Here is a 15,506-nt window from a genome sequence, read left to right on the forward strand (position 1 = left end):
TCCCCGCTTATTTCCAGATGTTCCAGGGCGAGAGCAACCACCCACCCACGATGAGCAGCCACACCAGGGTGACCGGAATGAAGATCTTCCAACCCAGCCGCATGATCTGGTCATAGCGGAAGCGCGGGAAGGTGGCGCGGATCCAGATGAACATGGACACCACCAGGAAGGTCTTGATGCCCAGCCAGATCCACCCGGGAATCCAGTTGAAGAGCGCACTGTCCACGGGGGGCAGCCAGCCGCCCAAAAACATCAGCGCCGCCAGGATCGACACGAGCCACATGCTGGCGTATTCGGCCAGGAAGAAGATCGCGAAGCCCATGCCCGAATACTCGACCATGTGGCCAGCCACGATTTCCGCTTCGCCTTCCACCACGTCGAACGGGTGGCGGTTGGTTTCGGCCACGCCCGAAATCAGGTAGACGAGGAAGATCGGCAGCAGGGGCAGCCAGTTCCACGACAGGAACACCAGGCCCTTGTCGGCCGCCATGCCGCGGCCCTGCCCCATCACGATTTCCGTGAGGTTCATGCTGCCGGACACCATGATCACCACGAGGAAGCAGAAGCCCATCGCGATTTCATAGCTCACCATCTGGGCCGAGGCGCGCAGCGCCCCCAGGAAGGCGTACTTGGAGTTGGACGCCCAGCCGGCGATGATCACGCCATACACCTCGATGGAGGTAATGGCCATGATCAGCAGCAGGCCGGCATTCACGTTGGCCAGGGCCACATCCGGACCGAACGGAATGGCCACCCATGCAGCGAGCGCGGGCATGATGGCCATCACGGGCCCAAGTACGAACAGGCCCTTGCTCGCGGCCGCGGGCTGGATGATTTCCTTGGTCAGCAGCTTCAAGGCATCGGCAATAGGCTGCAGCAAGCCCATGGGGCCCACGCGGTTCGGACCGTAGCGGACCTGCATGAAGCCCAGCAGCTTGCGCTCCCAGAGCGTCAGGTAGGCCACGGCGCCCATCAGCGGTGCCAGGATGCACACGATCTTGATCAGGATCCAGAGCACCGGCCAGGCCACGGCGGCCCACCAGCCGAAGGGCAGCAGGTTCAACCCGCCGTTGTAGAGTGCGTCGATCATGCGGCCACCTCGCGTGCCATGCGTGCGTCGGCAGTCAGTTGCAGCGACGGCGAACGGCGCACAAGGCCGTCCAGTTGGTAGATGGAGGCCACGACCGGCTCCGCAGCAGCGGCAGCGGGCGCGGTTGCAGGCGACTGCGACACCTTGTTGGAGAGCTGGTCGGCGCCCAGCTGGGCCACAGAACCGGCGGGCGCATTGGTCGCCCGCGCCAGCACATCCTGCGAGGTCTCGAAATCGAAGCCGGGAACCCCCAGTAGATTGGCCAGCACGCGCAGCACCTTCCAGGCGGGACGGGTGTCGCCCAGCGGCTTCACCACGGCGTGGAAGCTTTGCAGACGCCCTTCGGCGTTGATGAAGCTGCCGGACGTTTCAGTGAACGGAGCGATTGGCAACAAGACGTCACTGAACTCCAGGTTGGCCTTGAAGGGACTCAGCGTCACCACCATGTCTGCACCAGACAGGGCCCCAGCAGCCTGCGCGCCCACTGCGGAATCATGGACAGGCTCGGTGTTGAGCAGCACTGCGGCCTTCACCCCACCGGAGAGCATCTGAGCAGCATTCAAACCACCGTTGACCGGGTGTGCGCCCACGAATTGCGCGCCCACCGTGTTGGCCGCCTCGGTCAGGTAGCCGACCGTCGCGCCCGTATGCTCGCCAATCCAGTTGGCCAGGGCCAACAGCTGCGTGGCTTGTGCGTGGTGCGCAGCGGCATTGCCAAGCAGCACCGCCTTGCGCTCGCCGCCCAGCAAAGACCGGGCGATGGCCACGGCCGCTTCGTCGGCAGCCGCCGCGCCAGCGGGTGCGGCGACGCCCTTCTCCTGGGCCACTGCGGAGGCAATGCCGCCGAGAACCTGCACCCATTGGCTGGCGCCCTGCACCACCCACTGGGCCACAGGAAGCGCCCAGTCGCGCGCCACCGCATCAATGGCGGTGACTTGGCAGCCGTGGCGGGCCGCTTGCCGGATGCGCTGCGCGAACAGCGGATGGTCCTTGCGCAGGTTGGAGCCCACCACCAGCACGCGCTGCAACGTGGACAGCGAGGCAATCGAGGTACCGAGCCAGCGAACGCCTTCGGGCACCGCGAATTCCGCGTTGCGCAGGCGGTAGTCGATGTTGTCGCTGCCCAGGCCGCGCACCAGAGCGGAGGCCAGGTACAGTTCCTCGACCGTGCTGTGCGGGCTCACCAGCGCACCGATGCCGCCGGCGCCGTGTTCGTTCTTGATGTTCTTGAGGCCGTTGGCCACGTATTCCAGGGCCGTCTGCCAGTCCGTTTCCTGCCACACGCCACCTTGCTTGAGCATGGGGCGGGTCAAACGCTCGTCACCGTTCAGGGCCTCGTAGGAGAAGCGGTCTCGGTCGGCGATCCAGCACTCGTTGACAGCCTCGTTTTCCAGCGGGACCACACGCATGACCTTGTGGTTCTTGACCTGCACGATCAGGTTGGCACCGGTGGAGTCGTGCGGACTCACCGAGCGGCGGCGCGACAGTTCCCACGTGCGGGCGCTGTAGCGGAACGGCTTGCTGGTCAGGGCTCCGACGGGGCAGATATCGATCATGTTGCCCGAGAGTTCGGAGTCCACCGTATCGCCCATCACCGTGGTGATTTCGGAATGCTCGCCCCGGTTGACCATGCCCAGCTCCATCACGCCGGCAACTTCCTGGCCGAAGCGCACGCAGCGGGTGCAATGGATGCAGCGGCTCATCTCTTCCATGGAGATCAGCGGCCCCACGTCCTTGTGGGCCACGACACGCTTTTCCTCTTCGTAGCGCGACGACGAGCCGCCGTAGCCCACGGCGAGATCCTGCAGCTGGCACTCACCGCCCTGGTCGCAGATGGGGCAATCCAGCGGGTGGTTGATCAGCAGGAACTCCATGACCGACTGCTGGGCCTTGATGGCCTTGTCGCTCTTGGTCCGCACGATCATGCCTTGCGTCACGGGCGTGGCGCAGGCGGGCATGGGCTTGGGAGCCTTCTCCACGTCCACCAGGCACATGCGGCAGTTCGCCGCGATCGAAAGCTTCTTGTGGTAGCAGAAATGCGGAATATAGGTGCCCGCCTTCTCGGCCGCATGCATCACCATGCAGCCTTCGGCGACTTCCACTTTCTGGCCGTCCAGTTCAATTTCAACCATATGTCTTCTCGCGATCAGGCGGAGGTCGCAGCCTGTGGGGCCTTGTTCCGGATCAGTGCCTCAAACTCGGGACGGAAGTGCTTGAGCATGGCGCGCACGGGCATGGCAGCGGCATCACCCAGTGCACAGATCGTGCGGCCCTGGATGTTGTCGGCCACGGAATTGAGCAGGTCCAGGTCGCCTTCGCGGCCCTGGGCATGCTGGATGCGGTCGATGACCCGCCACATCCAGCCCGTGCCTTCACGGCACGGTGTGCACTGGCCGCAGGACTCGTGCGAATAGAAGTACGACAGGCGCAGCAGGCTCTCGACCATGCTGCGGGAGTCGTCCATGACGATCACGGCGCCCGAACCCAGCATGGAGCCGGCCTTGGCGATGGAGTCGTAGTCCATCGTGCATTCCATGATGATGGATGCGGGCAGCACGGGCGCGGACGAGCCGCCAGGAATCACCGCCTTGAGCTGACGCCCCTTGCGCACGCCACCGGCCAGCTCGAGCAGCTTGGCAAACGGCGTGCCCAGCGGGATCTCGTAGTTGCCGGGCTTTTCCACGTCGCCGGACACCGAAAAGATTTTGGTGCCGCCGTTGTTGGGCTTGCCGCATTCCAGGTAGGCCTGTCCGCCATTGCGGATGATCCAGGGCACCGCCGCGAACGTTTCGGTGTTGTTGATGGTGGTGGGCTTGCCGTACAGGCCGAAGCTGGCCGGGAACGGCGGCTTGAAGCGCGGTTGGCCCTTCTTGCCTTCCAGCGATTCCAGCAGCGCCGTTTCCTCGCCGCAGATGTAGGCGCCGAAGCCGTGGGCCGCGTGCAGCTGGAAGCTGAAGCTGCCGCCCAGGATGTTGTCGCCCAGGTAGCCGGCCGCGCGGGCTTCTTCCAGGGCGGCTTCGAAACGCTCGTACGTCTGGAAGATCTCGCCGTGGATGTAGTTGTAGCCCACGGTGATGCCCATCGCGTACGCGGCAATGATCATGCCTTCGATGACGATGTGCGGGTTGAACTGCAGGATGTCGCGGTCCTTGCAGGTACCGGGCTCACCTTCGTCCGAATTGCAGACCAGGTACTTCTGGCCCGGGAACGAGCGAGGCATGAAGCTCCATTTCAGGCCCGTGGGAAAGCCCGCACCGCCGCGGCCACGCAAACCCGACTCCTTGACCGTGGCAATGACCTGGTCCTGGCTGAGCCCTTCGCCGCCATCCTTGCCCAGGATCTTGCGCAGGGCCTGGTAGCCGCCGCGCGCTTCGTAGTCCTTGAGGCTCCAGTTCGTGCCGTCCAGGCCCGCATAGATCTGCGGGTTGATGTGGCGGTCGTGGAAGCAGGTCTGAACGCCCGTGGCACGGAACTGGGAAAGAATCTGTGCTGCCGTGGTCATCACTTGCCCTCCGCGGCGCGCAGGCCATCGACCAGCTGGTCGAGCTTGTCGTTGTCCATGAAGCTGCACATGGTGCGGTCATTGACCAGCATCACCGGCGCATCCGCACACGCGCCCAGGCACTCGCACTGCTGCAAGGTGAACAGGCCGTCTGCCGTGGTCTCGCCCATGGACACGCCCAGCTTCTTTTCCAGGTGGTGCAGCGCCTTCTGGCCGTCGCGCAATTGGCACGGCAGGTTGGTGCAGACGTTGAGCTTGTACTTGCCCACCGGCTGCTGGTTGTACATGTTGTAGAACGTCGTGACTTCGTGCACGGCGATCTGGGGCATGCCGAGGTATTCGGCAATGACCGCTTCGCTCTCGGCGCTGACCCAGCCCTCTTCCTGCTGCACGATGGACAGGCAGGCCATCACGGCCGACTGCTTCTGCTCGGGCGGGTACTTGGCCACTTCACGCGCAAAACGCGCCTTCGTCGCTTCGGTAATCATCGGTCAATCTCTCCGAACACGATGTCCATGGTGCCAATGATGGCCACGGCATCCGCAATCATGTGGCCGCGCGCCATTTCATCGAGCGTCGCCAGGTGGGCAAAACCGGGTGCGCGGATCTTCAGGCGGTAGGGCTTGTTGGCGCCGTCGCTCACCAGATAGATGCCGAACTCGCCCTTGGGATGCTCCACCGCGGCATAGGCCTCGCCCTCGGGCACGCGGAAGCCTTCCGTGAAGAGCTTGAAGTGGTGGATCAGCTCCTCCATGTTCGACTTCATGGATTCGCGCGCGGGCGGCGCCACCTTGTGGTTGTCCGTGATCACGGGGCCGGGGTTGGCGCGCAGCCAGTCCACGCACTGCTTGATGATGCGGTTGGACTCGCGCATTTCCTGCACGCGCACCAGGTAGCGGTCGTAGCAATCACCGGTCTTGCCCACGGGGATGTCGAAATCGACGCGGTCGTACACATCGTAGGGCTGGGTCTTGCGCAGATCCCATGCGATGCCGGAGCCCCGCAGCATCGGGCCGGTCATGCCCAGGTTGAGCGCACGCTCGGGCGGCACGACGCCAATGCCCACGGTGCGCTGCTTCCAGATGCGGTTGTCGGTAAGCAGCGTCTCGTATTCGTCCACGCAGGCAGGGAAGCGCTGGGTGAAGTCGTCGATGAAGTCCAGCAGCGAGCCCTGGCGGTTCTGGTTCAGGGCCTCCAGCGCCTTCGCGTTCTTGATCTTGCTGGCCTTGTACTGCGGCATGCTGTCCGGCAGGTCGCGGTACACGCCGCCCGGACGGAAGTAGGCTGCATGCATGCGCGCGCCGGAGACGGCCTCGTACATATCGAACAGGTCTTCGCGCTCGCGGAAGGTGTAGATCAGGATGGTGGAGCTGCCGCAGTCGTTGCCGTGCGAGCCCAGCCACATGAGGTGGTTCAGCAGGCGCGTGATTTCCGAGAACATCACGCGGATGTACTGCGCGCGCACGGGCACTTCCAGGCCCAGCAGCTTCTCGATGGCCAGGCAGTAGGCGTGCTCGTTGCACATCATCGACACGTAGTCCAGCCGGTCCATGTAGGGCAGCGACTGGATGTAGGTCTTGTGCTCGGCCAGCTTCTCCGTGGCACGGTGCAGAAGCCCGATGTGCGGGTCGGCGCGCTGCACGACCTCACCGTCGAGCTCCAGCACCAGACGCAGCACGCCGTGCGCGGCCGGGTGCTGCGGACCAAAGTTCAGGGAATAGTTCTTGATTTCAGCCATGATGTATCACGTGAGACGCCGAGCGGCTCAGTGCAGGCCTCCGTACTTGTCTTCGCGGATGATGCGCGGGGTGATCTCGCGCGGCTCGATGGACACCGGCTCGTAGACCACGCGGCGCTGCTCGGTGTCATAGCGCATCTCGACATGGCCGGACAGCGGGAAGTCCTTGCGGAAGGGATGGCCGATGAAACCGTAGTCCGTGAGGATGCGGCGCAGATCGTTGTGCCCGTCGAACACGATGCCGAACAGGTCGAACGCCTCGCGCTCGTACCAGTTGGCGGAATTCCAGAGGTCGGCCACGGACGCAATGACCGGGAAATCATCATCCGCGCAGAACACCTTGACCCGCACGCGCTGGTTCAGGCTGACCGACAGCAGATGCGACACCACGCAGTAGCGGGCGCCCTCGTTCGCTCCGTCGCCGTAGGAGGAATAGTCCACGCCGCACAGGTCCACCAGCTGCTCGAAGCGGCAACCTTGCGCGTCGCGCAGCACCTGCATGGCATCGCGGTAATCCTGGGCAGCCACGACCACGGTGACCTCGTCCAGGGCCAGCGTGATCTGCCGCGCCTTGGAACCCAGCGCGGCAGCAATCGTATCCTTGAGTTTTTCGGGCCGAATGGCAACAGGGGTAGTCATCATCGGACCTTCAGACGCGAGCAATGGTGTTGGTACGGCGGATCTTCTGCTGCAGCTGGATGATCCCGTAGATCAGCGCCTCGGCAGTGGGCGGGCAGCCGGGCACGTACACATCCACAGGCACGATGCGGTCGCAGCCCCGGACCACAGAATAGCTGTAGTGGTAGTAGCCGCCGCCATTGGCGCACGAGCCCATGGACAGAACCCAGCGGGGCTCGGACATCTGGTCATACACCTTGCGCAGCGCGGGCGCCATCTTGTTGCACAGCGTGCCCGCGACGATCATGAGATCGGACTGGCGCGGGCTGGCACGGAAGACTTCCGCGCCAAAGCGGCCGATGTCATAGCGGGCCGCTGCTGCGTGCATCATCTCGACAGCACAACAGGCCAGGCCGAACGTCATGGGCCACAGGGAGCCGGTCTTGGCCCAGTTCACCACGGAGTCGTAGCTCGTGGTGATGAAGCCTTCCTTCATCACGCCTTCAATCATTGCATCATCCTTGTTGAGGGCTTGCCTATTCCCAGTCCAGGGCACCCTTTTTCCACTCGTAGGCAAAGCCCACGACGAGGATGGCCAGGAAGATCAGGACCGCAGCAAAGCCGGCAAACCCCACTTCGTGCAGCGTCACAGCCCACGGAAAGAGGAATGCGATTTCGAGATCGAACAGAATGAAGAGAATGGCAACGAGGTAGTAGCGCACATCGAACTTCATGCGCGCATCCTCGAAGGCCTCAAAGCCACACTCGTAGGGAGAGTTCTTGGCCGCATCCGGGCGGTTGGGACCCAGGATGTAACCCAGCGCCAGAGGGACCACCCCGACGGCAATGCCGACCAAGATGAACAAAAGGACGGGGAGGTACTGATCGAGGTTCATCTTGAGGAGGTGCTCACCGCTGATGCCTTGCTTGTCAGGACCCCAGCCGGGTCACACAGGCAGGCCTTGTTTTGGTGCCGTCGGCGAGACTCGAACTCGCACAGCTTTCGCCACTACCCCCTCAAGATAGCGTGTCTACCAATTTCACCACGACGGCTGATTTTGCATGTGTCTGGATGGCATGAGGAGCCTTGCGGCGTTGGCTTTCCAGACAATCCAGAATTCTACCTCGGAAAAACCCTGCTTCTGCTTACAGGGTCCAATTTCGAGCAGATTATTTGGTCGGGATCTGCGCAGCGCCGGAGGCCGGCACGGCAGGCGCCACAGCGGCGTCCGACGCGGCGGCGGCCGGTGCGGCGGCAGGCGCTTCCAGCACGCTGCCCGAACTGGCGGGGCGGGCGTTGCCAAAGTAGGCCAGGGCCAGCGTCGCAGCAAAGAACACTGCCGCCAGCACCGCGGTGGTGCGCGACAGGAAGTTGGCACTGCCGCTGGCGCCAAACAGGCTGCCGGAACTGCCGCTGCCGAATGCCGCCCCCATGTCAGCACCCTTGCCGTGCTGGACGAGCACCAGGCCAATCATCCCCAGGGCTGCGATCATCTGCACAGCCAGGACCAAGTTCACGATCACGTTCATTCTTTGTTCACTCCGGATTGAATAGTTGCAGGGCGCCTCAGCGGGCGGCCCCAATGATTTGCAGGAAGTCCGCGGCCTTGAGGGATGCGCCCCCCACCAGGCCGCCGTCGATGTCCGGCTGGGCCAGCAGCTGGGCTGCATTGGCCGCATTCATGCTGCCACCGTACAGCAGGCGGATGCGGTCGGCGTGCTCGCTGGCGGCCGCCAGCTGCGCGCGCAGCACGGCATGCACGGCCTGCGCCTGTTCCGGCGACGCCGTGCGGCCGGTGCCGATCGCCCAGACCGGCTCGTACGCCACCACCACCTCGCTGATGCAATGCCCGTTCAAGTGGATCACCGCGGCCAGCTGGCGCTTGACCACGGCCTCGGTTTGGCCGGACTCGCGCTCTTGCAGCGTCTCGCCCACGCAGACGATGGGCGTAATCCCTGCAGCCAGCGCGCGCTGCGCCTTCTCGGCCACCACGGCATCCGTCTCGCCATGGTATTGACGGCGCTCCGAGTGCCCCACCAGGGCGTAGCGCACGCCGAAGTCCTTGAGCATGGCCGCGGACACCTCGCCGGTGTAGGCGCCAGCGTCGTGCTGCGAAACGTCTTGTGCAGCCACCGCAATGACCGACCCGAAGACGGCCGCCTGGACCTGCGCCAGATACGGAGCAGGCACGGCCACCGCGACGTCGCAGGCCGCCTCGGCCAGGCCTGCGACCAGGCCTTTGAGCAACGCGTCGTTGGCAGCCAGGCTGCCATTCATCTTCCAGTTGCCAGCGATGAGTTTTTTCTTGCTTTTCATGGTCACCACGTCAAAACAATCTTGCCGATGTGCTGGTTCGACTCCATCAAGGCATGGGCCTGGGCGGCCTCCGCCGCGGCAAAGGTGCTGTGGATCACGGGGCGCACTTTCCCCGCTTCCAGCAAGGGCCACACCTGCTCGCGCAGGGCGCGGGCAATGGCACCCTTGAATGCCACCGGACGCGGACGCAAGGTCGAGCCCGTGATGGTGAGCCGGCGCCGCAGCACCAGCCCCGCATTGAAGTCGCTCTTCACCCCGCCTTGCACCGCAATGATGACGAGCCGGCCGTCTTCGGCCAGGCTCTCCACCTCGCGCGCCACATAGTCGCCGGCAACCATGTCCAGCACCACGTCCACGCCCCGCCCCTGCGTGATGCGCTGGGCTTCGGCCACGAAGTCCTGGGTCTGGTAGTTGATGGCGTGGTGCGCCCCCAGCTGCAGGCAGGCGGCGCACTTGGCGTCGCTGCCTGCCGTGGCCAGAACCGTGGCGCCCATTGCCCGCGCCAATTGCACGGCCGTGACACCAATGCCGCTGGTACCACCCTGCACCAACAGGCTCTCGCCCGCCTGCAGGCGCCCGCGGTCGAAGACGTTGCTCCACACGGTGAAGAAGGTCTCGGGCAGCGAGGCCGCCTCGACGTCGCTGAAGCCCAGAGGCACCGGAAGGCACTGCGCGACCGGTGCGACGCACCACTGCGCATACCCGCCGCCCGCCAACAGCGCGCAAACTCGGTCGCCCACCTTCAGGCCCGCCTCGGCCATCGCAGCGGCGTCGCCGGACTCCACCACCCCGGCAACCTCCAGGCCCGGCAGGTCGGAAGCCCCGGGCGGCGGGGCATAGTGCCCCTTGCGCTGGAGCACGTCTGGCCGGTTGATGCCACTGGCAGCAACACGGATCAGCACCTCGCCAGCGCCGGGCTGCGGCACAGGGCGTTCACCCAGGCGCAGCACCTCCGGCGCCCCGAAGGACGTGATCTCGACAGCTTGCATGTCGGACTCCTCGAACAGTCGGTTATTTGAAGTGTTTTTGGCCTCTTTCGCTTATCCAGTCAGCGCAAGAAGCTACAAAAACAATAGCAAATATCGATCAGCCAGCCATCTGGCCAGCACCGTCGGACGACGGCACGGCCTGCTGCTGCTGTTGCTGCTGCTCCGCCGGCTGGCGGTTGTTGTCGCGAGCATGGTCGCGGCGCGGTTCGCGGTCACCGCGCTCGGCAGGCGCCGGGCGGTCGCTGCCAGCAGGACGGTCGGCCAGGGCCTTCATCGACAGCTTGACGCGGCCCTTTTCGTCCGTTTCCAGGACCTTGACCTTCACGATCTGGCCTTCGGTGAGGTAGTCGGACACTTTTTCCACCCGCTCATGGGCGATCTGGCTGATGTGCAGCAGCCCATCCTTGCCAGGCAGCAGGTTGATCAGCGCGCCGAAGTCCAGGATCTTGGTCACGGGACCTTCGTACACCTTGCCGATCTCGACTTCGGCCGTGATCTGCTCGATGCGGCGCTTGGCCTCGTCGGCCTTGGCGGCATCGGTGGCGGCGATGGTGATCGTGCCGTCTTCTTCGATGTTGATCTGGCAGCCCGTCTCTTCCGTCAGGGCGCGGATCACCGCACCGCCCTTGCCGATCACGTCGCGGATCTTCTCGGGGTTGATCTTCATGGTGTAGAGCTTGGGCGCGAAGCTGGACACTTCGGTCTTGGCCTCGCCCATGGCGTCTTGCATCTTGCCCAGGATGTGCATGCGCGCTTCCTTGGCCTGGGCCAGCGCCACCTGCATGATTTCCTTGGTGATGCCCTGGATCTTGATATCCATCTGCAGGGCGGTAATGCCGTTGGTGGTACCAGCCACCTTGAAGTCCATGTCGCCCAGATGGTCCTCATCCCCCAGGATGTCGGTCAGCACGGCGAAGCGGTTGTCTTCCTTGATCAGGCCCATGGCGATGCCGGCCACGTGCGCCTTCATGGGCACGCCCGCATCCATCAGCGACAGGCAGCCGCCGCACACGGAAGCCATCGAGGAGGAGCCGTTGGATTCGGTGATTTCCGACACCACGCGCATCGTGTAGGGGAACTCTTCCTTCGTCGGCAGCACCGCCACCAGGGCGCGCTTGGCCAGGCGGCCGTGGCCGATTTCGCGGCGCTTGGTGCTGCCCATGCGGCCCACTTCGCCGGTGGCAAAGGGAGGCATGTTGTAGTGGAACATGAAGCGGTCTTCGAACTCGCCAGCCAGCGCGTCGATGCGCTGCGCGTCGCGCTCGGTGCCCAGCGTGGAGACCACCAGCGCCTGCGTTTCACCGCGCGTGAACAGCGCGGAGCCGTGCGTGCGGGGCAGCACGCTGTTGCGGATCTCGATGGGGCGCACGGTGCGCGTGTCGCGGCCGTCGATACGGGGCTCGCCCGCCAGGATCTGGCTGCGCACGATCTTGGCTTCGATCTCGAACAGCAGGCCTTCGACCTTCACGGAATCAAATTCCACGCCTTCGGCCTTGAGCGACGCAAGCACCGAAGCCGTGGCTTCGCGCAGCGCGTGCGTGCGGGCCTGCTTGCTGCGGATCTGGTAGGCGGCGCGCAGCTTTTCCTCGGCCAGGCCCGTGACCTTGGCGATGAAGGGCTCGTCCTTGGCGGGCGCCTGCCAGTCCCACACGGGCTTGCCGGCGTCGCGCACCAGTTCATGGATGGCATTGATGGCGATCTTGCCTTGCTCGTGGCCGAACACCACGGCGCCCAGCATGACGTCTTCAGACAGCTGCTGCGCTTCGGACTCGACCATCAGCACGGCGGCTTCGGTGCCGGCGACGACCAGGTCCATCTGCGAATTCTTGCGGGCGGTCTGGCCCGGGTTCAGCACGTATTCGCCGTTGATGTAGCCCACGCGCGCAGCGCCGATAGGGCCATTGAACGGGATGCCCGAGATCGACAGCGCGGCGCTGGTGGCGATCATGGCGGCAATGTCGGCGTCCACTTCGGGGTTCAGCGAGATGGTGTGGATGACCACATGCACGTCGTTGTAGAAGCCTTCAGGGAACAGCGGACGGATGGGACGGTCGATCAGGCGGCTGGTCAGCGTCTCAAGCTCGCTGGGCTTCGCCTCGCGCTTGAAGAAACTGCCGGGGATCTTGCCGGCGGCGTAGGTCTTTTCGATGTAGTCCACCGTCAGGGGGAAGAAGTCCTGGCCGGCCTTGGCGATCTTGGAACCCACCACGGTGGCCAGCACCACGGTGTCGTCGATGTTCACCAGCACAGCGCCGGAGGCCTGGCGGGCAATCTCCCCGGTTTCCATGACGACGGTCTTGTCGCCCCATTGGAATGTCTTGGTGACCTTGTTGAAAATGCTCATGTTCAGCTCCTGTTTTAATAGCTGGCAGCGCGCTGCCAGATTGGGATGGAGGGCAATTCAGAACACGATGCCATTCCAGTGGGGCGCGGCGGCCATCGGCTGGCGCGCCCCATTGGAATGACACAGCTTCGCTCTGTTTTGCGGCTCCGAAGTAAAAAACGCCTGAGCTAGCGGACTAACCCAGGCGTTTTTGCATGCTGCAAAGATTACTTGCGCAGACCCAGCTTGGCGATCAGCGCGGTGTAACGGTCAGCGTCCTTGGCCTTCAAGTAGTCCAGCAGCTTGCGGCGGCGGCTCACCATGCGCAGCAGGCCACGGCGACCGTGGTGATCCTTTGCGTGGGTCTTGAAGTGGGGCGTCAGCTCGTTGATGCGGGCGGTCAGCAGAGCCACCTGGACTTCTGGGCTGCCCGTATCGTTGGCAGAACGAGCGTTGGCCTTGACGACCTCAGCCTTGATGGAAGATGCGATCATTGGTTTTTCCTTGGAGACAGGCCCGAACAGCGTGCGGACCCTGGGTTTTTACTTGCGCCAGCGGCTGGAAAGGCTGCGGGCGTGCGTCTTGCACCGTGCAAAACCCAGGGATTATAACTCTGATTGACATTTGGCCCGTTACCAAGCCTGCGCGCCCGGCCATACTGGCACGACCATCCGAGGGAAACGTGCCCATGAAACACCACACCACCGCCTCCTTGCCAACTGGCCCTTCACCTCTCACGACGCAGCGATGGATTCCCTTTGCAGCGGCCTGCCTCCTCGTAGCAGGCACACTGTCTGGCGCTGCGTCCGCGTCCGCGAGAACGAAAGGCGCCCACCCAACACCGGCTGACTCCGCTCCAGCGGCAAAAAGGAAAGGCGTCAGCAAGGTGACCTACCAACGCAGCAGCTCCGAGGAAACGTCGGCAGAGCACGACCGCCGGATGTACCGCGAATGCAAGGGGCTGCACAACGCAGGCGCCTGCAGGGGGTACACGCGCAAATAACGCCATTCGTCACGGCGACGGCACCACTTGTCGCGGGTACTGGATGGAAGCGATCAGAGACTTCTTACGATCGCGGCCATGCACGCCCTGCGCCCATTGCCAAGATGCCCTGACCAACCAGCCCAACGCGGCTTTACCGCGATTGAACTGATGGTCGTAGTCGCCATCGTTGCCGTTCTGGCCGCCCTGGCAGCGCCCAGTTTCCGGCCCCTCATTGAACGCTGGCGCGTACGCAGCGCTGCCGAGGAACTGACATCCACCTTGTACTTCGCTCGCTCGGAAGCCATCAAGCGCGGTGGCGGCGTCGCAATTGACGCCTCCGGAGGGTGGAATCAGGGTTGGAAGGTCACCCACACCCAGGGCGGCGTCACGACGGATTTGCAGGTCAGTACAGCCCCCAGCAACCTCACACTGGTCCAGAGCGGCGGCGTGAATATGCTGTATATAGATCGGTGGGGCATGCTCTCTGAGACCAGCGGCGGCGCCCCCGCCCTCGGAATGAACATCTTGCTCCACCCCACCGGCAAAAGCACGACCGATATCAGCGCCATCCGGCTGTGCATTGTGAGCGGGGGACGCATAGAGCAAAAGAAACAAGGCGCTGCCTGTACCTGAGCCGTAAAGGCCAACATCCCTATGCGAATACCCCTCAACCCATCGGCACAGGCCCGGCGCTTTGCGACCGGATTTACCGCCATTGAGTTGATGGTGGTGGTTTCCATCGTGGCCATCCTGGCCGCCTTGGCCAGCCCCAGCTTCACACTGCTGATCGAGAACTGGCGCGTGCGCGAATCGGCAGAACAGCTCCAAGCCACCCTGTACCACGCGCGCTCCGAAGCAATCAAGCGAGGCGGGCAGGTGGTGATACAAAAGATTCCCAACAACACCAACGGCTGCTCCAGCGCCACGGAAACCGATGCATGGGACTGTGGCTGGATCGTCTGCCACGACACCAATGGCAGTGGGACCTGCACCGCTGCCGACCCTGTGCTGCAGCGCTTTGAGACGTCTGCCAAGGTGCACGTTAACCGCAACAACGGCGGGGCCCGCATCAAGCTAAACCGCTGGGGCCTCGTCTCCGGTACTTATGCCGGCTTCACATTGATCCCCCTGAACAAGAGCGCCTCGCATATGGGCACACGCGGTGTCTGCATGAGTTCCGCTGGCAGCGTCCGCATCATCCCCCAAGAAGCCGTCCCCTGCACCCCATGACGATCATGACCACCACACAACGAAAAAACCAACGCGGCATCACGCTGATCGAGTCCCTGGTGGCCGTTGTCATTGCCGCCTTGGGCATTCTGGGCATCTTGGGTGTGCAAATGCGTACGCTGACAGACACCCAAACCACCGTGCGCCGCGCACAAGCCATTCGCCTGATAGAGGACTTGAGCGAGCGCATGAAAGTAAACCCCAACGCGCTGCTGGGCCTCAAAAACTACGAATCTGGCTATGGCGAAAAGGGAAGCTCTCTGACCGCCACCGACTGCAGCAGCGGCACGCCCTGCACTCCCGAAGAGCAGGCGGGCTACGACCTGAAGCAATGGAAGACAACGGTGGAGAAGACCCTTCCAGCAGGACAGGCCAGCATCTTTCTCGCGCCGGGCGAGACTGTGGACGCCAACCGCCGCCAATTGGGCGTCGTGATCGCTTGGCGCGAGAACGAGCGCGACACGGCAGCCACATACAAAGACGATATTGACGCGACCAAGCTCCGCGCAACCACCAGCGACGGCACCGCCGGCCTTCTTAGTGCCGGAACCGACGCTGCCAACGCCTGCCCGGCCGACAAAACCTGCCACTTGCAGTACCTCCCGGTCGCCGCCCGCTGCGCGCCCTATGACAACGGCAGCGGCACGAAGGTGTTTTATTGCTCGTAATGGCGAGCGGCACAGCGCCTAAATTCCATCGCAGTTGACACCGATC

The 15,506-nt window shown here is 63.8% G+C and carries 16 protein-coding genes and 1 tRNA gene; 3 read left to right on the forward strand and 14 right to left on the reverse strand.

The window, feature by feature from the left end; translation table 11 throughout:
• Window positions 1-7: 7 nt before the first annotated feature.
• The 14 genes from nuoH to rpsO all read right to left on the reverse strand — a co-directional run bounded on the left by nuoH (window position 8) and on the right by rpsO (window position 13,071).
• Window positions 8-1,090 (reverse strand): NADH-quinone oxidoreductase subunit NuoH, encoded by a 1,083-nt coding sequence (nuoH, locus tag ACOYR3_RS16530; protein ID WP_422843415.1) that lies wholly within the window; start codon window positions 1,088-1,090, stop codon window positions 8-10.
• Window positions 1,087-3,222, reverse strand: a complete 2,136-nt coding sequence (gene nuoG / locus ACOYR3_RS16535) for an NADH-quinone oxidoreductase subunit NuoG (protein ID WP_422843416.1) — start codon at window positions 3,220-3,222, stop codon at window positions 1,087-1,089. The genes nuoH and nuoG overlap by 4 nt, the downstream gene beginning before the upstream one ends.
• Window positions 3,223-3,236: 14 nt before the next feature.
• Window positions 3,237-4,592 (reverse strand): NADH-quinone oxidoreductase subunit NuoF, encoded by a 1,356-nt coding sequence (nuoF, locus tag ACOYR3_RS16540; protein WP_422843417.1) that lies wholly within the window; start codon window positions 4,590-4,592, stop codon window positions 3,237-3,239.
• Window positions 4,592-5,080 carry an NADH-quinone oxidoreductase subunit NuoE gene (gene nuoE / locus ACOYR3_RS16545; RefSeq protein WP_422843418.1) on the reverse strand — a complete coding sequence of 163 codons (489 nt, stop codon included), beginning with the start codon at window positions 5,078-5,080 and terminating at the stop codon, window positions 4,592-4,594. Before nuoE ends, nuoF begins: the two co-directional genes overlap by 1 nt.
• Window positions 5,077-6,330 carry an NADH-quinone oxidoreductase subunit D gene (locus ACOYR3_RS16550; protein WP_422843419.1) on the reverse strand — a complete coding sequence of 418 codons (1,254 nt, stop codon included), beginning with the start codon at window positions 6,328-6,330 and terminating at the stop codon, window positions 5,077-5,079. Before ACOYR3_RS16550 ends, nuoE begins: the two co-directional genes overlap by 4 nt.
• Window positions 6,331-6,357: 27 nt before the next feature.
• Window positions 6,358-6,969 carry an NADH-quinone oxidoreductase subunit C gene (locus ACOYR3_RS16555; protein ID WP_422843420.1) on the reverse strand — a complete coding sequence of 204 codons (612 nt, stop codon included), beginning with the start codon at window positions 6,967-6,969 and terminating at the stop codon, window positions 6,358-6,360.
• 10 nt (window positions 6,970-6,979) lie between these two features.
• Entirely contained in the window at window positions 6,980-7,459 is a 480-nt protein-coding gene (locus tag ACOYR3_RS16560) for a NuoB/complex I 20 kDa subunit family protein (protein ID WP_007849129.1), read from the reverse strand.
• Window positions 7,460-7,484: 25 nt separating this feature from the next.
• Window positions 7,485-7,844: an NADH-quinone oxidoreductase subunit A gene (locus ACOYR3_RS16565; protein ID WP_422843421.1), complete on the reverse strand. Its 360-nt coding sequence runs from the start codon at window positions 7,842-7,844 to the stop codon at window positions 7,485-7,487.
• A gap of 72 nt (window positions 7,845-7,916) precedes the next feature.
• Window positions 7,917-8,001 (reverse strand) — tRNA-Leu (locus ACOYR3_RS16570).
• A 117-nt stretch (window positions 8,002-8,118) separates the two neighbouring features.
• Complete coding sequence (gene secG / locus ACOYR3_RS16575; RefSeq protein WP_422843422.1) at window positions 8,119-8,478, reverse strand: preprotein translocase subunit SecG; 360 nt, start codon at window positions 8,476-8,478, stop codon at window positions 8,119-8,121.
• Between the two features lie 37 nt (window positions 8,479-8,515).
• Entirely contained in the window at window positions 8,516-9,265 is a 750-nt protein-coding gene (gene tpiA / locus ACOYR3_RS16580; RefSeq protein ID WP_422843423.1) for a triose-phosphate isomerase, read from the reverse strand.
• A gap of 2 nt (window positions 9,266-9,267) precedes the next feature.
• A complete protein-coding gene (locus ACOYR3_RS16585) occupies window positions 9,268-10,254 on the reverse strand; it encodes an NAD(P)H-quinone oxidoreductase (RefSeq protein WP_422843424.1) in 987 nt (328 codons plus the stop codon).
• A 97-nt stretch (window positions 10,255-10,351) separates the two neighbouring features.
• A complete protein-coding gene (gene pnp / locus ACOYR3_RS16590) occupies window positions 10,352-12,598 on the reverse strand; it encodes a polyribonucleotide nucleotidyltransferase (protein ID WP_422843425.1) in 2,247 nt (748 codons plus the stop codon).
• 206 nt (window positions 12,599-12,804) lie between these two features.
• Complete coding sequence (rpsO, locus tag ACOYR3_RS16595) at window positions 12,805-13,071, reverse strand: 30S ribosomal protein S15 (RefSeq protein ID WP_291486243.1); 267 nt, start codon at window positions 13,069-13,071, stop codon at window positions 12,805-12,807.
• A gap of 587 nt (window positions 13,072-13,658) precedes the next feature.
• Between rpsO and ACOYR3_RS16600 the strand changes: the two genes are divergently transcribed.
• The 3 genes from ACOYR3_RS16600 to pilV are packed head-to-tail and all read left to right on the forward strand — an operon-like array spanning window position 13,659 to window position 15,460.
• Window positions 13,659-14,195 carry a GspH/FimT family pseudopilin gene (locus ACOYR3_RS16600; protein WP_422843426.1) on the forward strand — a complete coding sequence of 179 codons (537 nt, stop codon included), beginning with the start codon at window positions 13,659-13,661 and terminating at the stop codon, window positions 14,193-14,195.
• A gap of 21 nt (window positions 14,196-14,216) precedes the next feature.
• On the forward strand, window positions 14,217-14,792 hold the full coding sequence (locus ACOYR3_RS16605; protein WP_422843427.1) for a GspH/FimT family pseudopilin: 576 nt from the start codon (window positions 14,217-14,219) through the stop codon (window positions 14,790-14,792).
• On the forward strand, window positions 14,789-15,460 hold the full coding sequence (gene pilV / locus ACOYR3_RS16610) for a type IV pilus modification protein PilV (protein WP_422843428.1): 672 nt from the start codon (window positions 14,789-14,791) through the stop codon (window positions 15,458-15,460). Before ACOYR3_RS16605 ends, pilV begins: the two co-directional genes overlap by 4 nt.
• Window positions 15,461-15,506 lie beyond the last annotated feature (46 nt).

The sequence above is a fragment of the Acidovorax sp. M2(2025) genome (assembly GCF_049330835.1).
GTDB lineage: Bacteria > Pseudomonadota > Gammaproteobacteria > Burkholderiales > Burkholderiaceae_C > Acidovorax.